A 24,216-nucleotide genomic window follows, 5' to 3' on the forward strand; every position below is an offset into this window, starting at 1 on the left:
CGTGGTGAAGGGCCGCCTGTGGGGGGGGGTCCAGCCGGGGGTCTTCCCCGCCGTTCAGCCCTTGGCCTCCAGTTCCTCGTCCAGCAGGGCGAACAGCTCGTCGGCGGTGGCTTCCTGCAGGTCGTCGCCGGCGGAGTAGGCGGTGATCAGGGCCGTCAAGCGGGCCACGACCTTCGTGCGGCCCGCCTCGTCCAGCACCGCTTCCCGCAGGGCCGCCTCCAGCCCGGAGAGCTGGGAGTCCACCGGGGACGACGCGTCGGCCAGGCCCTCGCCCAGGAACTCGGCGAGCGCGGCAGCCGACGGGTGGTCGAAGATGAGCGTGGCCGGCAAGCGCTTGCCCGTCACGGTGTCCAGCCGGTTGCGCAGCTCGATCGCGGTCAGGGAGTCGAAGCCCAGCTCGATGAAGCCCTTGCGCGGGTCCACCGCGTCGCGCTTCTCGTGGCCCAGCACCACCGCCGCCGTGCCGCAGACGAGGTCGAGCAGCGCCCGGCCCCGTTCCGCGGCGGGCAGCGCGGTGATCCGCGACCACGAGTCGTCGACGACCTCGGCGCGACGCCTGGCCGTGCCACCACGCGCGGCACCAGAAGCAAGGCCGCGCAGCATGGCCGGCACGTGTGCGTCGGCCCGCAGGCCGGACATGTCCAGCCGCACCGGAACCAGCGACGGCTGCGCGGTGCCGAACGTCGCGTCGAACAGTTCCAGCCCGTCCGCGAACGACAGCCCGAACACGCCCGAGCGGGCCATCCGGATCAGGTCCGTTTCGGCCAGCTCGCCGGACATGCCGCCCTCGGACCACAGCCCCCACGCCAGCGACACGGCGGGTTTGCCGAGCGCGGCGCGATGGTGGGCCAGCGCGTCGAGGAACACGTTCGCGGCCGAGTAGTTGGCCTGGCCCGCCGCGCCGAGCGTGCCGCCGGCCGACGAGTACAGCACGAAGGCCGCCAGGTCCAGCTCCGCGGTCAGCTCGTGCAGGTGCCACGCCGCGTCCACCTTGGGACGCAGCACGGTGTCCATCCGCTCGGGCGTCAACGCGAGCAGCACACCGTCGTCGACCACGCCGGCCGTGTGGATCACCGCGGTCAGCGGGTGCTCGGCCGGCACGCCGGCGATCAACGCCGCCGCAGCCTCGCGGTCGGCCAGATCGCAGGCCTCGATCGTGACCGAGGCGCCCAGTTCCGCCAGCGAGGCGGTCAGCTCCGCCGCCCCCGGGGCCGCCGCACCCCGGCGGCTGGTGATCAGGAGGTGGCGCACCCCGTACGCGGTCACCAGGTGCCGCGCGATCAGCTGCCCGAGCACCCCCGTGCCCCCGGTGACCAGCGCCGTTCCTTCGGGGTCAAGCGAAGCCGGGCTCTCCGGTGCGGGCACGAACTTCGCCAGCCGGTGCACCAGGACCGCACCGTCCCGGACGGCGACCCCCGGCTCGTCGGCGTACATCGCGCCGAGCACCGAGCCCAGTGGCAGCTCGCCGCCGTCGAGGTCCACCACCATGAAACGGTCCGGGTACTCCAGCTGCGCGGTCCGGATCACGCCCCACAAACCGGCGTGCGTCAGGTCTTCGGCGCCCTCTTCGGGCCGGGTGGCGATCGCGCCGGCCGCGGCCACGACCAGCCGTGACGCCGCCAGCGCCTCCTCGCCCACCCACGCCTGCGCCAGCGCCAGCAGCCGGTGCACGGCTTCCCGCGCGGCCTGCGGCGAAGCCGATTCCGGCGCCACGAACGGCGCGAACACCACGTCCGGCACCGCCGCCCCGCCGTCGACCGCGGCCACCAGGCCGGCCAGGTCCACATAGGACTCTCCCGGCAGGCCGAACGCCGGGCCGCCCAGCACGGCGCACCGCCCGGTCGCGGCGGCCTCACCCGGCCACGGCACCCAGTCGACGCGGAACAGCGAGTCGTCCACGGCCGAGCGCGCCGCCGGGGCGAACGCGTCGGCCGCGATCGGCCGCAGTGCCAGCGATTCCACGGTCAGCACCGGCGCGCCGGCCGGGTCCGTGGCCGTCAGCGAGACGGTGTTCTCGACCTCCGACGAGATCAGCACCCGCAGGCTCGGCGCCCCGGCCGCGTGCAGCGAAACCCCGGACCACGCGAACGGCAGCACGGCCTCGTCCGCGGTCGGCCCGGCGAGGCCGATCGTGTGCAGCGCGGCGTCCAGCAGCGCCGGGTGCAGGCCGAACGCGCCCGCGTCCACGTGCTCGGGCAACGCCACCTCGGCGGCCAGCCGGTCGCCCGCGCGCCAGGCCCGGCGCAACCCCGCGAACACCGGCCCGTAGTCGAAGCCCTGAGCGGCCAGCTCGTCATAGCGCTCGGTCACGTCGATCTCGACCGCGCCGGGCGGCGGCCACGACACCGGCGAAGAGGTCGGCGGGGCCGAAGGTGACAGCCAGCCGCTGCCGTGTTGCGTCCACTCGTCCGACGGCCCGTCGTCCGGCTGCGAGTAGATGCCGAGCGAGCGGCGGCCGGACTCGTCCGCGGCGCCGACCACCACTTGCAGCCGCGTCCCGCCCTGCTCAGGCAGGATCAGCGGGGCCGCGAGCGTCAGCTCGTCCAGCCGGCCGCAGCCGGCCTCGTCACCGGCCCGGATCGCCAGCTCCACGAACGCGGTGCCGGGGAACAGCGCCGAGCCCTGCACCAGATGGTCGGCGAGCCACGTCTGGGTCCGCAGCGAAAGCTTGCCGGTGAGCACAACACCGCCGGAATCGGCCGCCACCACGACGGCGCCCAGCAACGGGTGTCCCGCGTCGAGCTGCCCGACCTCGGCGACCCCGCGGACGCGGGCGCCGGTCGGGTTCTCCAGCCAGTAACGCTTGCGCTGGAAGGCATACGTCGGCAGCTCGACCACCGCGCCACCGGCGTAGAACGCAGGGAAGTCCACAGTGGAACCGCCGACGAAGAGCGTCGCGACCGCGGCGGCCGCCGACTCGGCTTCGGGACGGTCCTTGCGCAGCACCGGCACGAACGTCGCCTGCTCGTCCGCGCCCAGGCAGGTCTGCCCCATCGCGGTGAGCACCGCCGAAGGACCGACCTCGACGAACGTGGTGACGCCCGCGTCGAGCAGCGTGCGGACCCCGTCGGCGAACCGGACGGCGTCGCGGACCTGCCTCACCCAGTACTCCGGCGAGGCCAGGTCGGCGTCGGGGGAAACCGTGGAGATGATCGGGATCTCGGGCGCGCGATAGGTCAGATTGCGGGCGATGAAGGCGAAGTCCGCCAGCATCGGCTCCATCAGCGACGAGTGGAACGCGTGCGAAACCTTCAGCCGCGACGTCTGCTCGAACTTCGACGCCACGGTGAGCACCGCGTCCTCGTCACCGGAGAGCACCACGGATGCCGGCCCGTTCACGGCGGCGATCGACACCCCATCGGTCAGCAGCGGCAGGACGTCCGCTTCGGTCGCGGCCACGGCGACCATCGCGCCTCCGGCCGGCAACGCCTGCATCAACCGCGCCCGGGCCGTCACCAGCGTGCAGGCGTCCTCGAGCGAGAGCACGCCGGCGACGTGCGCCGCGGCCAGCTCGCCGATCGAGTGTCCCAGCAGGTAGTCCGGCCGGACGCCCCAGGACTCCAGCAGCCGGAATACCGCGACCTCGACCGCGAACAGCGCGGGCTGCGTGTACCCGGTCTCGCCGGAGCCGAGCACGGTCCGCAGCGGGACGTCCAGGTGCTTGTCCAGCTCGGCGGCCACCAGGTCGAAGACCTCGGCGAACGCCGGGTACGCCGCGGCCAGCTCCAGCCCCATCCCGGCGCGCTGCGCGCCCTGGCCGGTGAACAGGAACGCGGTGCGCCCCGCCGCGGCAGCGTTCTCAGCCGAGCCCTCGACGATCCCCGCGGGCGCCCGGCCCGCCGCGAACTCGCCGAGCGCCCGGACCGCACCGGCCCGATCGGCGGCCACGACACCGGCGCGGTGCTCCGCGAGCGTGCGGGTGGTCGCCAGCGAGAACCCGATGTCCGCAGTGGACGCGTCCGTGGCGAACTCGGCAAGGCTGCCCGCCTGGGCCCGCAGGGCTTCCGGGTCGTTGGCGGACAGGAGCCACGTCACCGGGGCCGAGTCCGTCGCATCCCCGGCCGCAACAGGATCACCCTGCTCGACGATCACGTGCGCGTTGGTCCCGCTGATGCCGAACGAGGACACCCCGGCCCGCCGGGCCCGCCCGGTCTCCGGCCACGGCCGCTGCTCACTGAGCAGCGAGACCGTGTCCGTCCATTCGACGTGCGGTGACGGCTCTTCCGCGTGCAGTGTGCGGGGCAGGACGCCGCGCCGCAGCGCCTCCACCATCTTGATCACGCCGCCGACCCCGGCGGCCGCCTGGGTGTGGCCGACGTTCGACTTGAACGAGCCCACGTGCAGCGGACGCTCCGGCGTGGCCACCTTGCCGTAGGTCGCGATCAGCGCCTGCGCCTCGATCGGGTCGCCCAGCTTCGTGCCGGTGCCGTGCGCCTCGACGGCGTCCACATCGGACAGTCCCAGCCCGGCGTCGGCCAGCGCCGCGCGGATCACGCGCTGCTGGGCCGGGCCGTTGGGGACGGTGATGCCGCTCGACGCGCCGTCGGAGTTCACCGCGCTGCCCCGCAGCACCGCCAGCACGTGGTGGCCGTTCTTCCGCGCGTCGGAAAGCCGTTCCAGCAACAGCATCCCGGCGCCCTCGGAGCAGCCGACGCCGTCGGCGCCGCTGCCGAACGCCTTGCAGCGCCCGTCCGAGGAGAGCCCGTGCTGCTCGCTGAAGTAGACGAACATGTCCGGCGTCACCATCACGGTCACGCCACCGGCCAGCGCCAGCGAGCACTCGCCGCGGCGCAGGGCCTGCGCCGCCCAGTGCATGGCCACCAGCGAGGACGAGCACGCCGTGTCCACCGACACCGACGGGCCTTCCAGCCCGAGGGTGTAGGAGACGCGTCCGGAGATCAGGCTGCCGTCGCTGCTGCCCGCGCCGTAGTCGTGGTACATGACGCCGGCGAATACGCCGGTCTTCGAGCCGCGCAGGGTCGACGGCACGATTCCGGCGCGTTCCACGGCCTCCCACGCCGTTTCCAGCAACACCCGCTGCTGGGGGTCGAGCGTGAGCGCCTCACGGGGTGAGATCCCGAAGAACTCCGGCTCGAAGTCCGCGGCCTCGTAAAGGAAGCCGCCCTCCTTCGAGTAGGTCGTGCCGGGCGGGCCGGCGGGGTCGAACAGCGCGGCGGTGTCCCAGCCGCGGTCCTCGGGGAACTCGCCGATCGCGTCCGTGCCGCCGGCGACGAGGTCCCACAGCTGCGCGGGCGTGCTCACCCCGCCGGGGAACCGGCAGCCCATGCCGATGATCGCGATCGGCTCGGTCATCGCCGCGGTGAGCTTCTTGTTGTCCGCCTTGAGCTGCTCATTGTCCATCATGGACTGGCGCAGGGCGGCGACGATCTGCTCGGTCGACGGCTGCGTGCTGGGTGACTGCGTCACTCGGACTCACCTCGTTCGTCGGTCGGGTTCCCGCCCATCGCGGACCGGACCAGGTCGGCCAGGTCCATCGCGGCGATGGCCGCGCCCTCGTCGGTTCCATTCGCCGAAGCCGCTTCGCCGGCAGCCGCTTCCTCGACGGCACTGCCGATCTCCGGCAGCAGCTCGGCGAGCAGGTGCTTGGCCAGCGGCACGGGGCTCGGGTAGTCGAAGATCAGCGTGGCCGGCAGGCGCAGCCCGCTGGCGGCACCGAGCCGGTTGCGCAGTTCCAGCGCTGCCAGCGAGTCGATGCCCAGGTCGGTGAAGCCCTTCTCGACGCCGACCGCCGAAGCGTCGTCGTAGCCGAGAACGGCCGCCGCGTGCTCGCGCACCAGCTCCACCGCCGCCGTCTCCCTCTCGTCCGGCGACAGCGTGACCAGCCGGTCCGCGAACCCGGCCACCGGAGCCGCCGTCTGCGGTCCGGCCGCCGCGGCGACCCGGCGTGGGGCCGCCGTGACCAGGCCACGCAGCAGCGGGGCCACCTGGTCCACATCCCGCAATTCGGCGAGCTTCACCGGCACCAGCACCGGCTCGCCGGCCGCGAGCGCGGCGTCGAACAGCGCGAGGCCGTCGGCCGCGGACAGCTCCGCGACGCCGGACCGGGTGATGTGCGCCAGGTCCACCGCGCCGTCGGTGCCCTGCCACGGGCCCCAGGCCAGCGAGGTCGCCGGCAGTCCGCGAGCCGTTCGGTACTCGGCCAGCGCGTCGAGGAAGACGTTGCCCGCCGCGTAGTTCGCCTGTCCGGCGGCGAGCAGCAGGCCGCCCGCCGAGGAGTACAGGACGAACCCGGCCAGGTCGAGATCCGCGGTCAGCTCGTGCAGGTGCCAGGCCGCGTCCACCTTGGGGCGCAGGACATTGTCGACCTGCTCCGGGGTGAGCGCGCTGAGCACGGCGCTGTCCATCTGGCCCGCGGCGTGCACCACGGCGGTGAGTTCCGGGCCGATCGAGTCGATCAGCTCGGCCAGCGCCGCGCGGTCGGTGACGTCGCAGGCCGCGACCGTCACCTGGGCGCCCCGCTCGGTCAGCTCCTCGGCGAGTTCCCTCGCCCCCGGCGTGTCCAGGCCCTTGCGGCTGGTCAGCAGGAGGTTGCGGGCGCCGTGGCCGACCAGGTGCCGGGCCAGCAGCCCGCCGAGCAGGCCGGCGCCGCCGGTGATCAGCACCGTGCCGTCCGGGTCCCAGGCCGCGGGTTCGCCGAGCGTGGTCACCTTGGCCAGGCGCGGCACGCGAACCTCGCCGTCGCGGACGATCGCCTCCGGCTCGGCCGAGGCCACCACCGCGGGCAGCGCCCGCACCGACGAGACGGCCGCGTCCACGTCGACCAGCTGGATCCGGCCCGGGTTCTCGGCTTGGGCCGCCCGCACCAGGCCCCAGACCGGAGCCTGGGCCAGGTCGGGACCGGCAGCCGAATCCGGCCCAGCCGAATCCGACCCAGCCGGATCGGTCACGGCACCCCGGGTGACGACGAGCAGCTTGCCGTCCGCGAACCGGTCGTCGGCCAGCCAGGATTGCAGCTGTGCCAACGTCCGGTGCACGGCGCCGCGAACCTGCGCGGGCACGTCACCCGCGCCCGGTAGGACCGGCAGGACCAGCACGTCGACCGGCTCGGCAGTGTCCAGCACCGGCACACCGAGGCCGAGGTCGTCGGAGCCCAGCACGGCCCAGCCGTCGAGCGAGCCGCCCGGCCGGACGCCCGCCGGCTGCCAGTCGATCCGGTAGAGCGAGTCGGGCACCTTCGTGCCCAGCTGGTCCTCCGACACCGGCCGCGTCACCAGCGATTCGATCCACGCCACCGGGTTGCCGGCCGCGTCGGCCAGCGCCAGCGAGGAGCCGGTGACGTCCTTGCGCACCAGCACCCGCAGCGCCGTCGCGCCGGAGGCCTGCAGCGAGACCCGGTTCCAGGCGAACGGGATGGTGGTCTCGGTCAGTGCCTTCGGGCCGCCCGGGATCAGGTAGTCCGTCGCGCCCAGCGCCGAGTCGAGCAGCCCCGGGTGGAGGCCGAACTCATCAGCGCCGGCACTGGTGGAAAGAGTGCCTTCCGGCAGCGCGACCTCGGCGAAGACCTCAGTCCCGCGAGCGCCTTCGCGCAGCCAGACGGCCTTCAGGTTGCGGAACGTCGGCCCGTAGCCGAAGCCCAGCCCGGCCAGGTCGTCGTACAGCCCGGTCAGGTCCACGGCCTCGGCGCCGGGCGGCGGCCACTCGGTCAGGTCGAACTCGTCCGGCCTCGCCCCGGTGGCCAGTGTGCCGGCCGCGTGCTGCGTCCAGGCCGCGCCGGGCTCCTCGGTGCGCGAGTGCACCGACAGCTCCCGGGTGCCGCCGGCGCCGGGCGCGCCGACCACCACGCGGATGTCGGCCCCGCCCTTTTCCGGCAGCAGCAACGGCGCCTGCTGGGTCAGCTCGTCCAGCACGTCGCAGCCGACCTGGTCGCCCGCGTGCAGGGCCAGCTCGACGAACGCCGCGCCGGGCAGCATGGTCCGGCCCATGATCACGTGGTCGGCCAGCCAGCCCTGGGTGTCCACCGAGAGCCGCCCGGTCAGCACCGCGCCGCCGTCGGGCAGCTCCACCAGCGCGCCCAGCAGCGGGTGCGCGGCGGACTTCGCGCCGAGCGAGGCCACGTCACCGGTCCGCTTGGTGGCGTCGAGCCAGTAGGACTTGTTCTGGAAGGCGTAGGTCGGCAGGTCCACAGTGGACGCGCCGCGGCCGGTGTAGACGGCCCGCCAGTCGATCTTCGCGCCGCGCGAGTACAGCGTGGCGAGCGCGGTGAACAGCGTCGGCACCTCGGCGCGGCCCCGGCGCAGCGCCGGCACGCCGACCACGCGGTCCGGCCGGGCCGCCCCCGCCGTGTCGCACTCGCGGGCCATGCCCGTGAGCACCGCGTCCGGGCCCAGCTCCACGAACCGGGTGACGCCGGCGCTCAGCAACGTGGCGACGCCGTCGGCGAACCGGACGGCCTCCCGCACGTGGCCCACCCAGTACTCGGGCGAGCACAGCTGCTCCGCCGCGGCGATCCGGCCGGTCACGTTGGACACGACCGGGACCGCCGGGGCCGAGTAGGACAGCCGGGCCGCGACCTCGCGGAACTCGGCCAGCATCGGCTCCATCAGCGTGGAGTGGAAGGCGTGCGAGACAGCCAACTGCTTGGTCCGCCGTCCCGCTTCGGCGAAGACCACCATGGCCGCCTGGACCGCGGCCTCGGGCCCGGAGATGACCACCGAGCGCGGTCCGTTGACCGCCGCGATGTCCACATCGGACGGAAGCGACTCACGCACCTCCTCTTCGGTCGCAGCAATGGCAGCCATGGCACCGCCGGTCGGGAGCGCCTGCATGAGACGGCCGCGGGCGGCGACCAGCGAGCAGGCGTCGGCCAGCGAGAACACCCCGGCGACGTGCGCCGCGGCCAGCTCCCCGATCGAGTGCCCGGCCACGTAGTCCGGCGTGACGCCCCACGATTCGACCAGCCGGTACAGCGCCACCTCGATCGCGAACAGCGCGCACTGCGTGTACGCGGTCTGGTTCAGCAGCTGCCCGTCCGCCGAGTCCTTCTCGGCCCAGATCACCTGCTTGAGCGGGACTTCGAGCGAGGCGTCGAAGAGGCCACAAGCCTCGTCGAACGCGCCGGCGAAGGCCGGGAAGACCTCGTACAGCCCGCGGCCCATGCCCGGCTGCTGCGCGCCCTGCCCGGTGAAGAGGAACGCGGTCAGATCGGCCGCGCTGACCGTGCCGGTCACGGTGCTCGCCGGGGTCTGGCCCAGAGCCAGCCCGTCGAGCGCCTTCAGGGCGGCTTCGCGGTCGGCCGCCAGTACCACCGAGCGGTAGTCGAGCGCCGCCCGCCCGGTGGCGAGCGAGTAGCCGACGTCGGTCAGGTCCAGCGCCGGGTTGGCCCGCAGGTGCGCGGCCAGCCGGCCCGCCTGGTCGGCGAGCGCCTGGTCCGCCGCGGCGGCGATCGGCAGCGGGACCACCGGAAGCTGCGGCGCGGTCCGGCGCGGCTCCTCCACAGTGGACGGAGGAGCCTCCTCGACGATGAGGTGCGCGTTGGTCCCGCTGATGCCGAAGGACGAGACGCCCGCCCGGCGCGGACGGCCGTTCGGCAGCCACGGCCGGGACTCGGTCAGCAGCTCGATGTCACCGGTCGTCCAGTCGACCACCGGCGAGGGCGCGTCGACGTGCATCGTCTTCGGCAGCATGTTGTGCCGCAGCGCCTGCACCACCTTCATCACGGCCGCCACGCCACCGGCGGCCTGCGCGTGGCCGATATTGGACTTGACCGAGCCCAGGTACAGCGGGTGTCCCTCGGGCCGGTCCTGGCCGTAGGTGGCCAGCAGCGCCTGCGCTTCGATCGGGTCGCCCAGCTTGGTGCCGGTGCCGTGCGCCTCGACCGCGTCCACGTCGGACGGCCGGAGGCCGCTCCCGGCGAGCGCCGCGTGGATCACGCGCTCCTGCGAAGGACCGTTCGGCGCGGTGAGCCCGTTGGACGCGCCGTCCTGGTTGACCGCGCCGGAGCGGATCACCGCGAGCACCTCGTGCCCGTTGCGCTGCGCGTCCGAGAGCCGCTCCAGCAGGAGCAGGCCCGCGCCCTCGGCCCAGCCCACCCCGTCGGAGGCGGCCGAGAAGGACTTCGACCGGCCGTCGGGCGAGAGCACGCCCTGACGGCTGGAGTCCACGAACAGGTCCGACTGCGAGAGCACCGTGACCCCGCCGGCCAGCGCCAGCCCGCACTCCCCCGCCCGCAGCGCCTGCACCGCGAGGTGCAGCGTGACCAGCGAGGACGAGCAGGCCGTGTCGACCGTCATGCACGGGCCTTCCAGCCCGAGCAGGTAGGAGATGCGGCCGGAGACGACCGCGCCCGAGCTGCCGTTGGGGATGTAGGCGGCGACGTCGGCGGGCGCGCCCGGGACGCGGCTGCCGTAGTCGTCGTACATGGCGCCGGCGAAGACGCCGGTCAGGCTGCCGCGCAGCACGGTCGGGTCGATGCCCGCCCGCTCGATGGCCTCCCACGCGGTCGCCAGCAGGAGCCGCTGCTGCGGGTCCATGGCCAGCGCCTCACGCGGGCCGATGCCGAAGAACGCCGGGTCGAACTCGGCCGCGTCGTGCAGGAAGCCGCCGCGGTTGGCGTAGGTCTTCCCGCGCTTGCCGCGCTCGGGGTCGTAGATGCCCTCGATGTCCCAGCCGCGGTTGGTCGGGAAGCCGGTGGTCGCGTCGACCTCGTCCACGAGCAGCTGCCACAGGTCCTCCGGTGACCGGACGCCACCGGGGTAGCGGCAGGCCATGCCGACGATCGCGATCGGCTCCTGCATGGACGCGTTGGTCCGGGTGGTCGTGGCGGGGACCTTCGCCACTGCACCGAGCAGCTTGCCCTTGACGAAGTCGGCCACCGCCTTGGCGGTCGGGTGGTCGAAGATCAGCGTCGCGGGCAGTGACAGGCCGGTGGCGGTGCCGAGCAGGTTGCGCAGCTCCACCGCGGCCAGCGAGTCGAAGCCGAGCTCCTTGAACGCGCGGGTTCCGTCCACTTCGGACTTGTCCGCGTAGCCGAGCACGATCGCCACCTGCGTGCGGACGATGTCCAGCAGCACGCGGTCGCGCTCGCTCTCGACCAGCCCGGCCAGTTCGGCGGCCAGTGCGTTGTCGCTGGCCTTCGCCGCCTTCGCGACCCGCCGGGCCTTCGGCGGGACGAAACCACGCAGCAGGGCCGGCAGTTCGTCGGTGCGGGCCCGCAGCGCCGGGACGTCCACGCGCAGCGGTGCGATCACGGCTTCGTCAGCCGAAACGGCCGCGTCGAACAGCGCGAGCCCCTGCTCCGCGGTGACCGCCGGCAGGCCCAGGCGCGCCATCCGCGCCAGGTCCGCCTCGGCCAGGTCGCCGCCGAGCCCGGTGTTCTCCGCCCACAGGCCCCAGGCCAGCGCCGTCGCCGGCAGGCCGTGGGCCCGGCGGTGCTCGGCGAGACCGTCGAGGAACGAGTTCGCGGCCGCGTAGTTCGCCTGGCCCGCGGGCAGCACCTGGCCGCCGGCGGAGGAGAACAGGACAAACGCCGACAGTCCGGCGGTCAGCTCGTGCAGGTGCCAGGCCGCGTCCACCTTGGGGCGCAGCACCGCCTCCGCCTGCTCGGCGGTCAGCGAATCGAAGACCCCGCTGTCCGCCGTGCCGGCCGCGTGCACCACCGCGGTGAGCGGCGCGTCGGCGGGCACCCCGGCGATCAGCGCCTCCGCCGCGGCCCGGTCGGCGACGTCGCAAGCCGCGACCGTCACCTTCGCGCCGAGGTCGGAAAGCTCCTCCACCAGCTGGGCGGCGCCGGGCGCCTCGAGCCCGCGACGGCTGGTCAGCAGCAAGTTCGTGACGCCGTGCTCGGCCACCAGGTACCGGGCCAGCAGGCTGCCCAGCCCGCCGGTGCCGCCGGTGATGAGCACCGTGCCCTCGGCCCGCCACGGCGAGCCGGCTTCGGACTCGGTCCGGGCGTAGCGCGGCACCAGCACCGAGCCCGCGCGAACGGCGGACTCCGGCTCACCGGACGCGAGCACCGCGGCGATGGTCTCCACGGAGGTGTCCGCATCGGCGTCGACCAGGAAGACGCGGCCCGGGTGCTCGGCCTGCGCCCCGCGGGCCAGGCCCCACAGCAGGCCCTGGGTGACGTCCACAGTGGACTCACCGGCGGGCACCGCGTCGCGGGTGACCACGGCGAGTTTCGTGCCCGCGAACCGGCCCTCGGCCAGCCAGGCCTGGATCTCGGCGAGGAGCCACGTGGTGTTGGCGCGGGCCGTCTCGGGAACGTCGGCGTCCAGCGTGGGCACGGTCAGCGTCACCACGTCCGGCACGGGCTCACCGCGGTCGACTGCCCCGATGAGGTCGGCGAAACCTGCGTACGTGGCGGCCACCCCGACCCGGCCGCGGCCGACCGCGACCACGTCGCCCGCCTCGACCGGAGGCACGGAAACCGGCTGCCAGGTGATCTTCAGCAGCGAGCCATCAGTCTTGTCCGTTGTGGACAGTTCCTTGTGCACCGGGCGCGAGACCAGCGAGCCGATGGTCGCGACCGGGCGGCCCTCGCTGTCGGCCACCTCGATGGCCGAGACCTCGTCCCCGTCCAGCCGGACGATCCGCACCCGCAGCACCGAGGCGCCGACGGCGTGCAGCGTGACCTCGTTCCACACGAACGGCAGCAGCGTCGAGCCGTCCGGGTCGCCGAGCAGGTCGGCGTGCATGGCGATGTCGAGCAGGGCCGGGTGCAGGCCGTACGCGCCCGCCGTGGACGCCGCCGGCTCCGGCAGCGCGACCTCGGCGAACACCTCGTTGCCCCGGCTCCAGGCGGCCTTGAGGCCCTGGAACGACGGGCCGTAGCCGTAACCGCGGTCGTTCAGCCGCTCGTACGCGCCTTCGACTCCGATGACGTTCGCGCCGGCCGGCGGCCACTCGGTGAGCCCGGCGGGCTCGGGCCGCGGCGCCGCGGAAAGCGTGCCGAGGGCGTGCTGGGTCCACTCGCCGTCGGCCGCGCCGGCGGGACGGGAGAAGACCGTGATCGGGCGGCGGTCCTCGGCCGCGGGGCCGACCACCACCTGCAGCGCGACCGCCTCGCCCGGCGGCAGCACGAGCGGCGCTTGCAGCGTCAGCTCTTCGACCGTCGGGTGCCCGACCTGGTCGCCGGCCGCGATGGCCAGCTCGACGAACCCGGTGCCGGGCACCAGGATCGCGCCCTTCACCACGTGGTCGGCCAGCCACGGCACGGACTCGGCAGAGAGCCGGCCGGTGAGCACCGTGGTGTCCGAACCGGACAGTGGCACGACCGCGCCGAGCATCGGGTGCGCCAGCGGCTGCTGGCCCACCGACGTCACATCGCCGGACGGCGTGGCGTCCAGCCAGTAACGCTTGTGCTGGAAGGCATAGGTCGGCAGGTCGAGCCGGACCGGGCCGTCGCCGAGCAGCTTGCCGAGCGCCGCGGCGCCGCGGGTGTGCAGCCGGCCGACGGCGGCGAGCACCGTCCGGACCTCGTCGGTGTCCCGGCGCCCGAGCGCGACGAACGCCACCGCGTCCGGGTCCGGCACGCTCTGCGGGCCGAGCACGGACAGCACGCTGTCCGGCCCCAGCTCCAGGAACGTGCGCACCCCGGCGGCCTCGATGGCCGCCACCGCCTCGCCGAAGCGCACGGCCTCGCGGACGTGGGTGACCCAGTACTCCGGTGAGCGCAGCTCGTCTTCGGTCGCCAGGCGGCCGGTGACGGTGGAAACAATCGGAATCTTGGGTGCGGCAAAGGAAAGACCCTCGGCCACGGTGCGGAACTCCGCCAGCATCGGCGCCATCAGCGGCGAGTGGAACGCGTGGCTCACGCGCAGCCGGCGGGTCTGGATGCCGTCCGCCGAAGCCGCCCGCTCGATGCCGGACACCACCTCGTCGACGCCCGAGACGACCACCGACGCGGGGCCGTTGACGGCGGCGATGCTCGCCTCGTCCTCGTGCCCGGCCAGCAGCGCCCGCGCCGTCTCCTCGGAGGTGGCGAGGGAGACCATCGCGCCCGGCGGCTCGCTCAGCGAACCCATCAGCCGGCCGCGGGCGGCGACCAGCGTGGCGGCGTCGGCCAGCGAAAGCACCCCGGCGACGTGCGCCGCGGCCAGCTCGCCGATCGAGTGCCCGGCCAGCGCGTCCGGGATGATGCCCCACGACTCGACCAGCCGGAACAGCGCGACCTCGATGGCGAACAGGCCGGTCTGCGTGTACTGCGTCTGGTCCAGCAGCCCGCGGTTGGCCAGCGCCGTGGTGCCGAAGACGACGTCGCGCAGTGGCACGTCCAGCAGCGGGTCGATGGCGGCGCAGACGGCGTCGAACGCCTCCGCGAACACCGGGTACGCCGCGTACAGCTCCTGCCCCATGCCGACGCGTTGCGCGCCTTGGCCGGAGAACAGGAAGGCGATCTTGCCGTCGACGGTGCTGCCGATGTCGGAGGAGCTTCCGGTGGCGAGTTCGTCCAGTCCGTCGGCCAGCTCGGCGGCGGTCCCGGCCACGATCACCGCGCGATGCTCCAGCGAGGCACGGTTCGAGGCCAGCGAACGCGCCAGCTCGGCGACGTCGAGGTCCTCGTGCTCGGCCAGGAAGGCCCGCAGTTTGGCGGCCTGGCCACGCACCGCGGCGGCGGTCCGGCCGGACAGCGCGACCGGGACCACGCCACCGGACACCGGCGAGGCGGGCTGCTCGGCCACGGCGTCGGCCGGGGCCTGCTCCAGGATCACGTGCGCGTTGGTGCCGCTGATGCCGAACGACGAGACGGCGGCGCGGCGCGGGTGCCCGTCGGCCGACCACTCCCGCGGCTCGGTGAGCAGCCGGACGGCGCCGGCCTCCCAGTCGACCACAGTGGACGGACGGTCCACGTGCAGGGTGCGCGGCAGCTGCTCGTGCTGCATCGCCATGACCATCTTGATGATCCCGGCGACGCCGGCCGCGGCCTGCGTGTGCCCGATGTTGGACTTGATCGAGCCCAGCCACAGCGGCTGCTCGTCGGCCCGGTCCTGCCCGTAGGTCGCCAGCAGGGCCTGCGCCTCGATCGGGTCACCCAGGGTGGTGGCGGTGCCGTGGCCCTCGACTGCGTCCACTTCGGACGCTTCGAGGCCGGCGTCGGCCAGCGCCTTGGCGATCACGCGCTGCTGCGAGGGGCCGTTCGGGGCGGTCAAGCCGTTGGACGCGCCGTCGTGGTTCACCGCGGAGCCACGCAGCAGCGCGAGCACCGGGTGGCCGTTGCGCTGGGCGTCGGACAGCCGCTCGACGAGCAGCATGCCCGCGCCCTCACCCCAGCCGGTGCCGTCGGCCCCGTCGGCGAACGAGCGGCAGCGGCCGTCGGCGGAAAGCCCGCGCTGGCGGCTGAAGTCGACGAAAGTGTCCGGAGTGGACATCACCGTGACACCGCCGGCCAGCGCGAGCGTGCACTCGCCGCGGCGCAGCGCCTGGACCGCCCAGTGCAGGGCGACCAGCGACGAGGAGCACGCGGTGTCGACCGTGACGGTCGGGCCTTCCAGCCCCAGCGCGTACGACACGCGGCCGGAGACGACGCTGGCGAGGCTGCCATTGCCGAGGTAGCCGGCGATGTCGTCGGAAACGGTGCCGAGCCGGGTCCCCCAGTCGTGGTACATCACGCCGGCGAACACGCCGGTAGCGCTGCCACGCAAGGAAACCGGGTCGATGCCGGCCCGCTCGAACGCCTCCCACGAGACCTCGAGCAGCAGCCGCTGCTGCGGGTCCATGGCCTGCGCCTCACGCGGGCTGATCTCGAAGAAGTCGGCGTCGAACTCGGCGGCGTCGTGCAGGAAGGCGCCGTGCTTGACGTAACTGTGGCCGGGCTTGCCGGGCTCGGGGTCGTACAGCGCGTCGACGTTCCAGCCGCGGTCGGCCGGGAACGGGGTGAGCGCCTCCTCGCCGTCGGCCACCAGCCGCCACAGGTCCTCCGGCGTCGCGACGCCACCGGGATAACGGCAGGCGATGCCGACGATGGCGATCGGCTCCTCCGGGTCCGCGGTGGTGACCGGCGCGATCGGCTTCGCCGGGGCCAGCCCGACCAGCCGCGTGACGATGTACTCGGCCAGCGCGCGCGGCGTCGGGTAGTCGAACACCAGCGTGGCGGGCAGCCGCAGGCCGGTGACGGAGTCGAGCACGTTGCGCAGCTCGACCGCGGCGAGGGAGTCGAACCCGATCTCGCCGAACGGGCGGGCCGGGCTGATGGCTTCGGCGCTGTCGTGCCCGAGCACGGCGGCGACGTGCGTGCGCACCAGGTCCAGGATCGCGCGGTCGCGGTCGGCCTCGGTGAGGTGCGCGAACCGCTCGGCGAACTGCTGCTCCGGGGTGAGCTCCCCGGCCGGGACGGCGGCGGCGATGCGGCGGCGGCCGGCCGGAGCCAGGCCACGCAGCAGCGCCGGGACGTCCTCGCCCCGGGCCCGCAGCGCGGCGCGGTCGACGCGGGTCGGCACCACGGCCGGCGCGCCGGTGGCCAGCGCCGCGTCGAGCGCGGCCAGGCTTTCCGAGACCGTCAGCGGGGCCAGGCCCAGCCGGGCGATCCGGTTCCGGTCCACTTCGGACAGTGTGGCACCCATGCCCAGCGGAACGCCGTCGTCCGGTGCCCACAGACCCCAGGCCAGGGACGTGGCCGGCAGGCCGATTTCACGGCGGTGCGTGGCCAGCGCGTCGAGGAAGGTGTTGCCCGCCGCGTAATTCGCCTGGCCCGCGCCGTCGACCAGACCGGCCGAGGAGGAGAACAAGACGAACGCGGTGAGGTCCAGCTCCGCGGTCAGCTCGTGCAGCGCCCAGGCCGCGTCGAGCTTCGGCGCGACGACGGCGTCCAGCTGCGCCTCGGTGAGCGTGCCGATCATGGCGTTGTCGAGGATCCCGGCGGTGTGCACGACGGCCGACAGCGGCCGATCGGCCGGGACCTTCTTCAGCGCCGCCGTCAGCGAACGCTTCTTGGTGACGTCGCAGGCGACGACCTGCACCGCGGCACCCAGCCCGGTCAGCTCGTCGACCAGCTCGGCCGCACCCGGCGCGTCGGCGCCACGACGGCTGAGCAGCAGCAGCGAGCGGACACCGTGCGTGGTGACCAGGTGCCGCGCGACCTGCGCGCCGAGCCCGCCGGTACCGCCGGTGATCAGCACGGTGCCGTCGGCGTTCCAGGTCGCGCCCTCGGGCTCGGCCGTGAGCCGGACCAGACGGGCGGACTGCACGGAGTCACCGTCCACGCGCAGTTCGGGCTCACCCGAGGCGAGCGCGGTGGCCAGCGTGGCGGGCGACAACGCGCCTTCGACGAGCACAACGCGGCCCGGGTGTTCGGCCTGCGCCGAACGCACGAGCCCGCGGACGGCGGCGTCCGCGAGCGCCCCGCGAGTGACGACGACCAGCTTCGAACCGGCGTAACGCTCGCCTTCGAGCCATTGCTTCAGCACGGCGAGCACCCGGTGCGCGGTCTGCTTCGCCGCGGACGGAATGTTCTTGCCCCGCGCTGTTTTCAACTGCCGGCGCAGGTCGGAGCCGGCATCGGCACCCACGGGCAGTACTGCAACCGGCAGCAGCACGGCGTCCGGCATGTCGACCAGCGAGACGAGCGAGTCGACCACCGGCACGTCCAGCCCGGCGACGGAGCCCAGCGCGGCCAGCGAAGGCAGCTCGCCGGAAGCCGCGACCGGCGTCCACTCGACGGTGTACAGCAGGTCCTGCGCCCGCGTGCCGAGGTCGGCGCCGCGGATGGCGCGGGAGCGGAACGATTCGACCGACAGCACCGGCGAGCCGGCCGCGTCGGTCACTTCGAGCGTGACACCGCCGGTCGCGGGCGAGGTGATCCGCACCCGCACCTCGGCGGCGCCGGAGGCGTGCAGCCGCACCCCGGTCCACGCGAACGGCAGGCGGATCTCGTCGGCCTCGCGCGCCTCGCCCGAGGCGAAGTCGGTGGCGTGCAAGACAGCGTCGAGCAACGCGGGGTGGACGCCGAACTTCGCGTCGCGGCCCGCAACAGGCAGGGCGACCTCGGCGTACACCACGTCGTCGCGCTTCCACGCCGTGCGCAGGCCCTGGAACAGCGGGCCGTAACCGTAACCCTGCTCGGCCAGCTCGCCGTACAGCTCGGCGGTGGCGACCACCTCGGCACCCCGCGGCGGCCACTCGGTCAGCGGCTCCGGCACGACCGTGGCCGATTCGGCGAGCACACCCACGGCATGACGGGTCCACGCGGCGTCCGCGTCCTGCTCGGGGCGCGAGTAGAACTCGATGCTGCGACGGCCGTCGGCGTCCGGGCCGACCACGGCCTGCACCGCGACCGCGCCACCCTCGGGCAGGGCCAGCGGCGCCTGGAGGGTCAGCTCGTCGACGACGTCGCAGCCGGCCTGCTCGGCGGCGTGCAGCGCCATCTCGACAAACGCGGTGCCGGGCAGCACCACGGTGCCGGCGATGGTGTGGTCGGCCAGCCACGGGTGTGAACGCAGGCCGACGCGGCCGGTGAGCACGAGCCCGTCGTGGTCGGCCAGGCCGATCTCGGCGGCCAGCAGCGGGTGCCCGGAGGCGAGCTGGCCGAGGTCGGCCGCGTCGCCGTGCCCGGACGGCGAGACGAGCCAGAAGTGCTTGCGCTGGAAGGCGTACGTCGGCAGGTCGACCCGGCGGGCCGGGCCGAAGACGGCGGTCCAGTCGACCGCCACACCACGCGTGTGCAGCCGTCCGAGTGCGGCGGCGAGCGTCGCCACCTCCGCGTGGTCACGGCGCTGCGCCGGGATGAAACCGATCTGCTCGGCATACGGGCCGGTGGCGGCCATCGCGGACAGCACGGCGTCCGGGCCGGCCTCGATCGCCGTGGTCACGCCGGCCTCGGCCAGCGTCGCGAGCCCGTCGGCGAACCGCACCGCCCGGCGCACGTGCCACAGCCAGTACCCCGGCGAGCACAGCTCCTCGGCCGTGGCGACCCGGCCGGTCACGTTCGACACCACCGGGATCGACGGCGGCGCGTAGTCGACGACCTGCAGGATCTCGCGGAACTCGGCCAGCATCGGCTCCATCAGCGGCGAGTGGAACGCGTGCGAGACCCGCAGTTCGCTGGTCTTGCGGCCCTGCAGCTGGAACACCGACACCACGTCGGCCACCGCGTCGCGCTCGCCGGAGATGACCACGGACGACGGCCCGTTCACCGCGGCGATGCTCAGGCGGTCGTTCAGCAGCGGCTGGACCTCGTCCTCGGTCGCGGCGATCGCGACCATGGCGCCACCACCCATTTCCCCACCGCCACCCTCAACGGAGTCGCGACGCGACGCAGTGCCTGCCTTAGGCAGCGCCTGCATGAGGCGGCCACGAGCAGCGACGACCAGGCAGGCGTCCGCCAGTGACCAGACGCCGGCGATGTGCGCGGCGGCCAGCTCACCGATGGAGTGGCCCAGCAGCAGGTCCGGCTTGACGCCCCACGACTCGAGCAGCCGCGCCGTCGCGACCTCGACCGCGAACAGCGCGCCCTGCGTGTACTGGGTGCCGTTCAGCTCCTCGACGTCGTCGCCGAACAGCACGTCGCGCAGCGGGCGGTCCATCTGCACGTCGAGGTGATCGATCGCCTCGTCGAAAACCTCGGCGAAAACCGGGTACGCCAGGTACAGCTCACGGCCCATGGCGAGCCGCTGCGAACCCTGGCCGGTGAACAGCATCGCGAGCTTGCCGGGCGTGCGGGAACCGGTGACCACGGCGGCGTCCGGCTCACCGGCGGCGAGCGCGAGCAGGCCGCGCACGGCGTCTTCGGTGTTCTCGGCGACGACCACGGCCCGGTGGTCGTGCGCGGCGCGGGTGGTAGCGAGCGAGAAGCCGACGTCGGCCAGGTTCGTGCCCGGCTCGAGGATTTCCGCGAGCTTTCCGGCCTGTGCGCGAAGGGCTTCCTCGCTGCGGGCCGAGACGACCAGAGGCACGGCGGGCAGCTGTTCGCCCGCCGGATCCTCCTCGGCAGCGGCGGGTGCCTGCTCGATGCTGCTCTGTTCGATAATGCTCTGTTCAATAATGACGTGCGCGTTGGTCCCGCTCACGCCGAACGACGAGATCCCGGCCCGGCGCGGACGCTCGGCTTCCGGCCACTCGCGGGCCTCGGTCAGCAGTTCGACCGCACCCGCGGTCCAGTCCACATTGGACGACGGCGCGTCCACGTGCAGGGTCTTCGGCAGCACGCCGCGGCGCATCGCCTCGACCATCTTGATCACGCCGGCGACCCCGGCCGCGGCCTGGGTGTGGCCGATGTTCGACTTGATCGAGCCCAGCAGCAGCGGGGTCTCGCGGTTCTGCCCGTAGGTGGCGAGCAGCGCCTGCGCCTCGATCGGGTCGCCGAGGCGGGTGCCGGTGCCGTGTGCCTCGACCGCGTCCACTTCGGACGGTCCCAGGCGCGCGTCGGCGAGCGCGCGGTTGATCACGCGCTGCTGCGAAGGGCCGTTCGGCGCGGTGAGGCCGTTCGAGGCGCCGTCGGAGTTGATGGCCGAGCCACGCACGATCGCGAGCACGGTGTGCCCGTTCGCGACGGCGTCGGAAAGGCGCTCCAGCACCAGAACACCGACACCTTCAGAGAAACCGGTGCCGTCGGCCGCGTCAGCGAAAGCCTTGCAACGACCGTCCTCGGCCAAGCCGCGCTGGCGGCTGAACGCGGTGAACGTGCCGGGGCCGCCCATCACGGCGACACCGCCGGCGAGCGCCAGCTGCGTCTCGCCGCGGCGCAGCGCCTGGACCGCGAGGTGCAGCGCGACCAGCGAACCCGAGCAAGCCGTGTCGACGGTCAGAGTCGGGCCTTCGAGGCCGAGCGCGTATGCAACGCGACCGGAGACGACACTGGGCGCGTTGCCGGTGAGCAGGTAGCCGTCGAGGCCGTCCGGGGCCTCGTGCAGACGGGGGCCGTACTCCTGGGCCTCCGCGCCGATGAACACGCCGGCCGGCGTGCCGCGCAGCGTGCCCGGGTCGATCTTGGCCCGCTCCAACGCTTCCCACGCCGTTTCCAGCACGAGCCGCTGCTGCGGGTCCATTGCGGACGCTTCACGCGGGGCGATGCCGAAGAAGCCCGCGTCGAACTCGCCGGCGTCGGGCAGGAAGCCGCCCGAGGTCACGTAACTGCTGCCCGGGCGGTCCGGATCGGGGTCGTACAAGCTGTCCAGGTCCCAGCCGCGGTCGGTCGGGAAGCCGGAGATGGTGTGCGCCTCGTCGGCGACGAGCTGCCACAGCTGCTCGGGCGAGGCCGCGCCGCCGGGGTACCGGCAGCCGATGCCGACGATGGCCACCGGCTCGTCCACCGCGCCGGCCGGCGCGGTCAGTCCACTGTCGACGATCTCCGCACCGAACACCAGAGCGTGCAGGTGACGGGCGACGGCGGTCGGCGTCGGCTGGTCGAACGCCAGCGTGACCGGCAGCTCCAGGCCCGTGGCAGCGGTCAGCTGCGTGTGCAGCTCGACCGCGGCCAGCGAGTCGAACCCGTGGTCCGAGAACGCCTTCTCCGGGTCCAGCACGGCCGGCACGTCCGGGCGCACCGCCCGCAGCGCGGCCCGGGTGGCGTCGTGCACGATGTCGGCCAGGAAGGCCGCGCGGTCGCCCGGCGGCACTTTCGCCAGTCGCTCCGCGAAGCCGGATTCCCGATTCTTCTCACTCTCAGGCATTACGCACTCCACCGCGGTAGCAAGGCAGCATTCAGGGTTGTTGGCGGGATCGTAAGGCGGCTCGGCGCCGGTCCGGATCCCCAGAAAAGCCGGTTAGGGGCGGGAAATCACCAGGCGACGCGCATCTCGGAAGGCCCTCGCACGATCACGCCGTACTCCCATTTCACGCCCTCGCGGCCGTCCGCGAAGCGCAGTTCCGGGAACCGGGCGAGGATCGCCTTGAGCGCCTCCTGCAGCTCCAGCCGGGCCAGCTGCGCACCGATGCAGTGGTGCGGGCCGTGCCCGAACGCCACGTGCGGGTTGGGGCTGCGCGTCAGGTCGATGGTGTCCGGGTTCGCGAACACCTCCGGGTCGCGGTTGGCCGCGTGCAGCGCCGGCAGCACCGGGTCGCCCGCGCGCACCACGACGTCGCCGAAGCGGATGTCCTCGGTGGCGTACCGGGCGAACATCGCCGCGGTGTTGATCGGCACGTAGCGCAGCAGCTCCTCCACGGCCGTCGGCATCAGGTCCGGGTTGGCGCGCAGCAGCGCCAGCTCGTCCGGATTCGTCAGCAACGTGAAGATGAAGCTCGGCAGCGCCGTGGAAACCGTCTCCACACCACCGGTCAGCAGGCCGGCGCCGGCGATGGAGATCAGCTCGTTCTCGCTGAGCTTGTCCCCCGCGTCCCGCGCGTAGACGAGCGCGCCGAGCAGGTCGTCGGTCGGCTCCTCACGGCGCTGGGCCACCAGGCCGGCGACGTACGCGTCGAGCTGGTCGCCGTAGACGTCGAGCACGTCGCCCTTCGCCGTGGCGTCGCTGACCAATGCCTGCGTCCACTCGCGGAAGATCTTGTGGTCGTCCTTCGGCACCCCGAGCAGGTCGCAGATCACCGTGACGGGCAGCGGCCGCGCCAGCTGCTCGACCAGGTCGGCCGAGTCCCCCCCGGCCACCATCTCGTCCAGCAGCCGGTTGACCAGCTCCCGCACGCCCTCGCGCATCTGCTCCAGCCGGCGCGCGGTGAACGCCTTGCCCACCAGCCGCCGCAGCCGCGAGTGGTCCGGCGGGTCCATGCCCATGATGCCGTCGCCCATCTGCTGGCGGCGCATCCGCGGCTGGTCCAGGCCCTGCGCCAGCTCGCGGCTGAACCGCGCGTCGGTGGTGACCAGCTTGACGTCGGCGTACCTCGTCGCCAGCCAGGCCGCCTCGCCGAACGGCATCTGCACCCGGCTCAACGGCTCTTCGCGCTGCAGGACGTGGTACTGCTCGGAAACGGAGATCTCGTGCATGTCGAACGGATAAGCCCGCACGGTCCGTCGGGTGCTCATCGCGAATCCCCTCCAATCGCGGTCATCGGCTGCTCCAGGAACTGGGCGTCGTAGGTGTTCTGGACATGCGAAAGCGCCGACATCAGCGTCGACGAGGTGATCTTCCCCGGGCTCCGGCGCTCCACGACGTGCCGGAGCGGGAGCGAGCCGAGGTCGGACCAGCCGAGCCGGCCCTGGCTGTCGAGGTAGCTGCGGGCCTGCCCGGCGTTGTCCGGGTGCAGGCAGAACGGGACGTCGAGCAGGCCGCGCTTGAACGCGACCACGATCGCGCGGCCGAGGTCGGCGTGGCTGTTCAGCACGGCGTCGACAAGCGCGTACGCCTCACGGTAAACTTGATTGTCACTGTCCACTGGGGTTTTGGTGATGGCGGCCTTGGTGGTGACTCCTCGCGCGGTCGCGCCCGCGTGCTCCAGCGCCGCGATGTTCTCCGCGACGGTCGGGATCCGGTGCGCCTCCGCGACCGTCTTCACGATCAGCCGCTCCGAGTCCGTGGTCATGGCCAGTTCGGCGGCTTTCGCGAGCAGGCCGCGCGCGCCGTCCGGAGTGCGCGGGAACAGGCCCATGTACGCGTAGATGACCACGTGCCAGGTGGCCCCTGGCAGCAGCTCGGCGCACAGCCGGCGCAGCGCGGACACGGCCTCCTGGTCCTGCGTCATGTCGGTCTGCTGCGCGTAGCTCACCGAGATGCTGCGCAATCCCTTGCGGTAGAAGAACAACGCCTCCAGCACGCTCAGCGCCACCAGCTCGCTGGGCGGGCACAGCTGGCCCATCATGCAGCCGCCGAACGTCTCCAGGTGCGGGCGCCCGGCCGGGTGCTCGGCGTCCATCAGCAGGTCGCAGCAGTGGGACCAGTTGCGCACGGCCTCGTCGAGCGGTGTGCGGCTGTAAGGCAGGCAGTAGGAGACGGGGCCGCCTTCGGTGGCGTGCAGGCCGGCCTTGATCATCGCGCGGAAGATGTCCGCGGGCCGCGCCGAGCCGTGCCGCACCTGCACCGGGAAGTCCGGGCCCTCGATGCCGTCGAGCATGGCTCGCGTGACCTCGGCGGGATGGTTGACGATCGGGTAGCCGTTCAGCGCGATTCCGTTGCGCAGCGCGTGCGCCACGGAATCGGTGTCGCAGACGCGGGTGTAGCTGTCGAGCGTGACGGTGCCGACGGTCGCCGCGGCCGCCGCCTTGGTCGCGGCCAGCCCGGCCCGCATCACCACGGGATCGGCGAAGCCCAGCCGCGGCTGCACCACGAGTTCGCCGGCCGCGTGCCGGCTCGCGACGAACTCTTCGAAGCTCATGCCGCGCACCTGCTCGTGAGTGGTGAAGACGGTTCTAACCGGTACCGCCACTCACGAGCCCCGGTA

At 73.3% G+C, this 24,216-nt stretch carries 4 protein-coding genes; all 4 read right to left on the reverse strand.

Going from position 1 to position 24,216, the window contains the following annotated elements; translation table 11 throughout:
• Positions 1 to 54: 54 nt before the first annotated feature.
• The 4 genes from OG371_RS05465 to OG371_RS05480 all read right to left on the reverse strand — a co-directional run bounded on the left by OG371_RS05465 (position 55) and on the right by OG371_RS05480 (position 24,150).
• Complete coding sequence (locus OG371_RS05465; protein WP_329066178.1) at positions 55 to 5,427, reverse strand: type I polyketide synthase; 5,373 nt, start codon at positions 5,425 to 5,427, stop codon at positions 55 to 57.
• Complete coding sequence (locus OG371_RS05470; protein WP_329066180.1) at positions 5,424 to 21,560, reverse strand: type I polyketide synthase; 16,137 nt, start codon at positions 21,558 to 21,560, stop codon at positions 5,424 to 5,426. The genes OG371_RS05465 and OG371_RS05470 overlap by 4 nt, the downstream gene beginning before the upstream one ends.
• A gap of 107 nt (positions 21,561 to 21,667) precedes the next feature.
• Complete coding sequence (locus tag OG371_RS05475; protein ID WP_329066183.1) at positions 21,668 to 22,864, reverse strand: cytochrome P450; 1,197 nt, start codon at positions 22,862 to 22,864, stop codon at positions 21,668 to 21,670.
• Complete coding sequence (locus OG371_RS05480; protein ID WP_329066185.1) at positions 22,861 to 24,150, reverse strand: methylaspartate mutase; 1,290 nt, start codon at positions 24,148 to 24,150, stop codon at positions 22,861 to 22,863. Before OG371_RS05480 ends, OG371_RS05475 begins: the two co-directional genes overlap by 4 nt.
• Positions 24,151 to 24,216: the final 66 nt, after the last annotated feature.

Origin of the sequence: Amycolatopsis sp. NBC_01480, assembly GCF_036227205.1 — a bacterium.
Taxonomy (GTDB): domain Bacteria; phylum Actinomycetota; class Actinomycetes; order Mycobacteriales; family Pseudonocardiaceae; genus Amycolatopsis.